At 70.2% G+C, this 6,851-nt stretch carries 6 protein-coding genes; 2 read left to right on the forward strand and 4 right to left on the reverse strand.

The window, feature by feature from the left end; genetic code table 11:
* Positions 1 to 65: 65 nt before the first annotated feature.
* The gene (locus tag B2284_RS08995) at positions 66 to 875 is read left to right on the forward strand and encodes an HpcH/HpaI aldolase/citrate lyase family protein (protein ID WP_202775060.1); all 810 of its coding nucleotides are present in this window, start codon (positions 66 to 68) and stop codon (positions 873 to 875) included.
* A gap of 218 nt (positions 876 to 1,093) precedes the next feature.
* Here the strand turns inward: B2284_RS08995 and B2284_RS09000 are convergent, their stop codons facing one another.
* A complete protein-coding gene (locus B2284_RS09000; RefSeq protein ID WP_136788562.1) occupies positions 1,094 to 2,908 on the reverse strand; it encodes an MFS transporter in 1,815 nt (604 codons plus the stop codon).
* Between the two features lie 81 nt (positions 2,909 to 2,989).
* Positions 2,990 to 3,703: an LppX_LprAFG lipoprotein gene (locus B2284_RS09005; protein WP_006946146.1), complete on the reverse strand. Its 714-nt coding sequence runs from the start codon at positions 3,701 to 3,703 to the stop codon at positions 2,990 to 2,992.
* A 121-nt stretch (positions 3,704 to 3,824) separates the two neighbouring features.
* Between B2284_RS09005 and B2284_RS09010 the strand changes: the two genes are divergently transcribed.
* The gene (locus B2284_RS09010; protein WP_006946120.1) at positions 3,825 to 4,733 is read left to right on the forward strand and encodes an alpha/beta fold hydrolase; all 909 of its coding nucleotides are present in this window, start codon (positions 3,825 to 3,827) and stop codon (positions 4,731 to 4,733) included.
* 114 nt (positions 4,734 to 4,847) lie between these two features.
* On the opposite strand, the gene B2284_RS09015 is transcribed toward B2284_RS09010, so the two are convergent.
* Positions 4,848 to 5,729 (reverse strand): universal stress protein, encoded by an 882-nt coding sequence (locus B2284_RS09015; protein WP_082740471.1) that lies wholly within the window; start codon positions 5,727 to 5,729, stop codon positions 4,848 to 4,850.
* A gap of 193 nt (positions 5,730 to 5,922) precedes the next feature.
* Positions 5,923 to 6,851: AAA family ATPase (locus B2284_RS09020; protein ID WP_286697399.1), on the reverse strand; the 929-nt coding region annotated here is incomplete at its 5' end.

The raw sequence follows: 6,851 nt of genomic DNA on the forward strand, positions 1-6,851 counted from the left end.
CATCCACCCCAACCGTCACCGTCTACCGACCGGAGGAACTCATGGACACAAGCACCTCGTGGACGATGCCGGGGCCGGGCTGGCTCTTCTGCCCGGCGGACCGCCCGGAGCGCTACGCGAAGGCCGCTGCGGCGGCGGACGTCGTCATCCTCGATCTGGAGGACGCCGTGAACCCGGCGGACAAGCCCGCGGCACGTCAGGCCCTCATCGACGCATTCAATTGTGACGGCGCACCGGACGTCGAGGCGATCGTCGTGCGCGTCAACGCCGCGACGACGGACGAGTTCGCCGCCGACCTCGTCTGCCTGGAGCAGCTACCCGTCCGTCGCGTCATGCTCGCCAAGACCGAGACGCGCGCCGACGTCGACGCCCTGCCAGACCACGACGTCATCGCCCTCATCGAATCTCCTCAGGGTGCCGTCAACGCCGCCGAGATCGCTGCCGCCCCGAACGTCGCCGGGTTCATGTGGGGCTCCGAGGACCTGACGGCGGGCTTCGGTGGGCGCCGCAGTCGCCTGGCCGACGGGAGTTACCACCCGATCGTTCAGCAGGTGCGCGGCAACGTCCTGCTGGCCGCGAAGGCGCACGGCTGCTTCGCACTCGACTCCGTGTTCATGGACATCGGCAACCTCCTCGCCCTGCGCGCCGAGGCCGATGACGCCGTCGCCATCGGTTTCGACGCGAAGGTCGCCATTCACCCCAAGCAGGTCGCCACGATCCGCGACGCCTACGCCCCTACCGATGAGCAGATCGACTGGGCCACGCGCCTCATGGACGCGGCGAAGCACGAACGCGGCGTGTTCACGTTCGAGGGACAGATGGTCGACGGGCCGGTGTTCAAGCAGGCCGAGCAGATCCTGCGACGCGCGAACTGACGCAACGCGGCCGGTGGGGCAATGACGGGGGCTGCTCCGAGCTGGCGCTGCGGCGGCGTCCCGGGCCCGCTCATCCCGCATCGCGGCCACGTCCGGCCCTCGACGGCGAGGTCCCGGCAGGCCCTTGATGGCGGGCCGGGCATGCAGGCCGCCGAGGTCAACGTCGACGCCCAGCGGTAGAGGCCACCGTCATCGGCCCCTGTCGGCGCCGCGGCCGTTCAGCTCTCGACGCGGCGTGAACCGATGACCCGGCGCCCCAGGAAGAAGAACGCCAGCACCGCCGCGACGAGCACCGCGACGCCTGCGCCGACGAACACGGTGTGCACCTGCACGACGCCCGCGTCACGCACGGTCTGCTCGCTCGTATGAGCGGCCTTCTGCATCTCGACGCTGAACTGGTGCAGGCCGATCGCCGTCAGCAGCGCGAGGCCGACGACCATGCCCATCATGCGGCCGACGACGACGAGTGCCGACGTCACGCCGTGCGCGTCGTCGGGCGAGTCGGCGAGCGCCGCGTCGTTGACGGGCGCGATGGCGAGGCCGATGCCGAGGCCCGCGACGGCGAGCACGAGCGTCGAGATGACGACGCCGCCGAGCGCGTCGCGCCCCCACGTACTCATCGCGAGGATCGCGGCCCCGGCCATGATGAGACCGGGAGCGGCGACGAGGGCCGGCCCCACGCGTCGCAGCAGGAACCCGCCGAGGAACGCCCCGATGGGCACGGCGACGAGAAAGCGCAGCAGGACGAACGCGGCCGCCGTCTGCGAGTCCGTCAGCGTCAGTCGCGCGAGGACCGGGATCTCGACGACGATCGCGACGAGCGCCGTGCCGACGAGGAACGACACCAGTAGCGCGACGGGCACCCGACCCGCCAGGACGCCGCGTTCGATGAGTGGTCGCCGCGCCGTGCGATGACGGATGCCGTACCCGACGAGCAGCACCGCCGCCACCGGCAGCAGCACGTATCCGGCGGGGCTGAGCACCTCCTTCGAGGTGTCGGCCGCGGCGAACGCCCACACGATGCAGGCGAGCGCGCCCGTCAGCAGCACGGCGCCGGGCAGGTCGACGGCGCGTAGCCGCGGCCACCAGATCCGTGCGGTCAGCGCGATGCCCAGCACGAGGACGCCGAGGCCACGCAATGCAATGGGGGTCGCCATGCGCGAGGTGTAGCCGTCGTACGGGACGAACGGCAGGCCGTAGTCGACGTCGGAGGTCAGCCGCTCCGGCGCCCACAGCGCGAGCAGGACGATGAGGGTTCCGACGAGCAACGCCAGCCACCCCAACCATCCGACGATGCGGGCCACGCGCCCGGGGCCTGACGACGCAGCAGCGACGCGGTGCGCGCCGTCGCCAGCCGCGGATGTCGACGCGCCGCGCCCGCCCACAGGCTCAACGCCGCCGCCCACGTCCGGCACCTGCGTGCTCGTCCGTCGCCCCAACACACCGATCATGACGGCGAGGACGACGGCCGCTGCAGCGTTGACCCAGAAGATCGCGCGCCACGACCACACGGCGAGGATCGCGGCGCCGAGCAGTGGGCCGAGCACCGACCCCACTTCCTGCACCGCCGACACCATCCCGAGCGCCGTGCCCCGTCGCCCGCGCGGCAGCAGATCTGCGACAAGGGCCAGCGTCGCGGGCACGAGCCCGCCACCACCGATGCCCTGGATGACGCGCCCGCCGACGATGACGGGCAGGTCGACGGCGAGCGCCGTGACGACGCTGCCGAGGCCGAACAGCACGAGGCACCACAGCAACACGCGTTGGCGCGAGACGAGGTCGGACAGCCGTCCGATGAGCGGCAGCACGGCGATGTAACCGAGCAGGAAGCCCGACACGATCGGCGTCGCCCGTTGCAGTTCGTCGAGGCCGAGGCCGACGCCCGCCATCATGTCCTGCAGCGCGAGGACGACGACGTACGTGTCGGCCGCCGTCAGCAGCACGGCGAGTGCCGCCGTCGCGAGCAGCGCCTTCGAACGGGTGGCGATCGCCGGAACGTCGGCGTCGGGCGCGGTGGCAGCGGTGAGCGTCATGGGTCGTCGAGGTCTCTCGCGTCGGGGGTCAGTCGGCGGCCGGGTGCGTCACGAGCAGGGGTGAATCACCGGCAGGCACGGTCACGGCTGCTTGATCTCGACCTTCTGGTCGTACTTGGAGATGTCGATCGTGTACGTCGCGTCGGCCGAGTCGAAGAACGGGCCCGTGATGATCATGGTGCGCACCTCGTCGGAGTCCGTGAGGCCGACCTCGACGGTGTAGTCGCCGCGCGTCTTGCCGAAACCCATCGCCTTCGCGGCGCTCGGGCCGTCGAGCGTGCCCTTGTACGTCGTCACCTTCTCGCCGCCGACGAGCTTCTCGCCCGAACGCTTCATGTCCTTGCTCATGAGCGGCATCGCCGGGATGCCACTCGTCGCGTTGAAAAGCGACGTCGGGGACGGCACACCGAGCGACTTGAGGTTCACCGTCAGGTACTTGGGCGAGAAGCTCGGCTTCACCCAGTTCTTGTCGCCGATGCTGATGATGCCGGCCTTGATCTCGTTGCCCTGCGTGCTCGCCGTCACGTCACCCTTGAACGCGGCGGGCGAGTTGACGACGTCGCCCTCCCCCGCCTTGAGCGCCGGTTCGTCCTTCGGCGCGGCCGAGCACGTCACCTTCGTGTGGTACCCGGACGTCTTGCCGATCTTGTCCTGCGCGGCCTTGAGACGCTTCGTCACGTCCTCGCCGCTGGAGGCGTTCGAATCGGACTTCTTCGCCGACGAGCACGCCGTCAGGGCGACGCTCGCGAGCGCTGCCGTCATGACGCTGCGGCGCGTGGGCATGTGGGAGGTCATGAGCTCACCTGTCCGTCGGGGGTCGTGAGCGGATGCTCACCTGTCGTTGTGACGCAGCCTATGCAATGCAGGTTCCGAAACGGGGCGGTTCACCGTCTCCGGGTGTGTTTGAGTGGGTCGCGTGAACCACGAATTCGCCCGCACCACCGTCACCGCCGCCGACGGCGCGCGCCTCGCCGTCTTCACCGCCGAGCCGGCCGATCTGGCGCCCGACGCGCCGACCGTCGTCATGTCCCACGGCTGGACACTGAGCCACCGCTCGTGGGAACCCGTTGCGCAGCGTCTGCTCGATCGCGGCGGCGTGCGAGTCGTGCTGTGGGATCAGCGCGGGCACGGCGACTCGACGTTCGCCGGTGGCCGCATGCGCCCCGGCGACGAGACCGTGCGCGCGCTCGGCGAGGACCTCGCGAGCGTCGTCGCCGAGACGGCACCGGAGGGATCACCGGTCATCGTCGCGGGTCACTCGATGGGCGGGATGACGGTGATGGCGTTCGCCGGGCTGCACCCGGGGCTCCTGGGTGAGAAGGTCATCGGCGCGGTGCTCGTCTCGACGTCGTCAGGGCAGTTGCGCGGCTTCACCGTCCCCGGCGAGAAGTGGATCGTCAAGGCGCTCAAGCACGTTCCGCTCCGCCCGGGCCGTCTCGTCACCCTCGCCTCACAGCGCCGCGGCGGCTTCGGCATCGACCCGCGCGACGAAGACGTCCGGGCCGCGCGCGACCAGATCGCCGCCACGCGCATCTCGACGAGCGGCGCGTTCTACACCGCGCTCATGGCGCACGACGAACTCGCCGCGCTGGCCGCGCTGAGCAAGGTGCCCGTGCGCATCCTCGTCGGCTCGCGTGATCTGCTGACGCCGAAGCGCCACTCCATCGCTCTCGCCGAGGCCATGCCCGACGCTCACCTCGACATCGTGGACGGCCGGGGCCACATGCTGACGTACGAGGAGCCCGACCTCGTCACCGACGCCATCGGCGACGTCATCACGCAGGCCGGCGCGAACGATCAGGGCTCTGCCGTCACGTCCGCGTGACGCCGGGGCCATCGTGCGCCTGCCGCGGCCACGTCGGCGTCCCGCTCAGGACGCCTGAGCGCGGCGCCCCCGCGAAGGGGACGCCGCGCTCAGTCATGTGCGCGAGGTGGCGGCTCAAGCGTCGCGTCGCGGGACGACGATCATCGGCACGGGCAGCGACGAGAGCATGCGCGTCGCAGCGGAGCCGAGGAAGGTGCGTCGGTTCTGCGCGAGCCGGGACGAGCCGACGCACAGCGCCGTGCGCTCGTCCCAGTCGATCTTCTTGACGGCCTGCTTGAGCGAGCGGCCCTGACCGACGACGGTCGTGACCTCCGCGCGGTCACCGACGCGCTTGGCTGCGTCGGCGAGCACGCGCTCGGCCTCATCGAAGCCGTCGACGTGGAACTGCTTGTCCTGCTTGAGCGAGACGAGCGAGATGAGCTGCAGCGGCAGGCCGACGCGCTTGATCGCGTCTGCGGCCTCGATGGCGACCTGGTGCGCGCCGGGGCGCGGGCCGATGGCGGCGGACAGCGACGAGAGCGAGTCGAACTTCACCTTGCGGTAGTTGCGCGGCGCCATGGCGATCGGGACGGGGCTCGAGTGCAGCAGGCCGCCGACGATGGCGTTCGTCGCGACGGGCTGACCCGCGCCCGAACCGGCACCGATGACGATGGCCTGCGAGCCGAGCTGCTCGGCTGCGGCGAGGATGCCCTGCGTGATCGACTCGCCGTAGACGACGTGCGTCTCGACCTCGACGCCCTCGCCCACCGACTTCGCGGCCGTCTTCAGCCAGCCGGCCGCCTCGCGTCCGACCTCCTGCTCGAAGGTGCGGTCGCCCGCGGTGACGGTGAAACCGTTCGTCTGCTGGAAGACGACGTACACGATGTCGAGCTTCGCCTCGAAGGTGCGCGCGAGCACGGCGCCGAGCTTGAGGGCGTCCTCCGAACGCTTGTCCCCACCCCAGGCCACGAGGTAGCGCGTGCCAGGAGTCGTCACTGCAGGTGTGTTCTCTGTCATACGTCAAATCTACCTGCCCCGATGCCGTGCCATCAGCGCCGCGATACGAATGTGACCGAAACTCGCAAGGGTGGACGAAAATCGCAGAAGGGGACGGGAACCGCAGAGGGGACGCGCGAAACGGGCCGGACACCGTGATCGGTGTCCGGCCGTTTCAGTGTGCGGTTCACTGCTCAGGCAGCTGTCGCGACGATCAGCTCTCGACGCCCGCGTCGGGCTCGACCCTCTCCGACACGATGCGCAGACCCGTCACCGGAGGCTCGACGCCCTCCGGTGCCGTGACGCCATCCGGCAGCTTCAGCGCCGCGCCACGTTCGACGTCGATCGTCACCTTCTCGCCGTCGAGCACCTCGCCGGCGAGGAGTGCACGAGCCAGACGGTCGCCGATCTCCTTCTGCACGAGGCGACGCAGCGGGCGCGCACCGTACGCCGGGTCGTACCCCGTCTCGGCGAGCCACTCGCGCGCGGCCGGCGTCACCTCGAGGGTGATGCGGCGATCGGCGAGCCGCTTGCTCAGCGACGCGACCTGCAGCTCGACGATGTGCGACAGCTCGTCCCGCGTCAGCGGGTCGAAGATGACGATCTCGTCGAGACGGTTGAGGAACTCGGGCTTGAACTGCGCGCGCACCGCACCCATGACAGCGCCATGCTTGGCCTCCGGCGCCATCGTCGGGTCGACGAGGAACTGGCTGCCCAGGTTCGACGTCATGACGAGGATGACGTTGCGGAAGTCGACCGTGCGGCCCTGCCCGTCCGTCAGGCGCCCGTCGTCGAGCACCTGCAGGAGGATGTCGAACGTCTCCGGGTGCGCCTTCTCGACCTCGTCGAGCAGCACGACCGAGTACGGGCGACGGCGCACGGCCTCGGTCAGCTGACCGCCCTCTTCGTACCCGACGTAGCCGGGAGGCGAACCGATGAGGCGCGCGACGGCGTGACGCTCGGAGTACTCCGACATGTCGATGCGCACCATGGCGCGCTCGTCGTCGAAGAGGAAGTCGGCGAGCGACTTCGCGAGCTCCGTCTTGCCCACACCCGTCGGGCCGAGGAACAGGAACGAACCGGTCGGACGATCGGGGTCGGCGATGCCGGAGCGCGAACGGCGCACGGCGTCACTGACAGCCT

This window comes from Dermacoccus sp. UBA1591 (genome assembly GCF_002322065.1).
GTDB lineage: Bacteria > Actinomycetota > Actinomycetes > Actinomycetales > Dermatophilaceae > Dermacoccus > Dermacoccus nishinomiyaensis.

Coding starts and splice junctions, on each gene's coding strand:
- B2284_RS09015 (WP_082740471.1), bottom strand. CDS start 5,729: ATGACAGAGAACACACCTGCAGTGACGACTCCTGGCACGCGCTACCTC.
- B2284_RS09005 (WP_006946146.1), bottom strand. CDS start 3,703: ATGACCTCCCACATGCCCACGCGCCGCAGCGTCATGACGGCAGCGCTC.
- B2284_RS08995 (WP_202775060.1), top strand. CDS start 66: ATGCCGGGGCCGGGCTGGCTCTTCTGCCCGGCGGACCGCCCGGAGCGC.
- B2284_RS09000 (WP_136788562.1), bottom strand. CDS start 2,908: ATGACGCTCACCGCTGCCACCGCGCCCGACGCCGACGTTCCGGCGATC.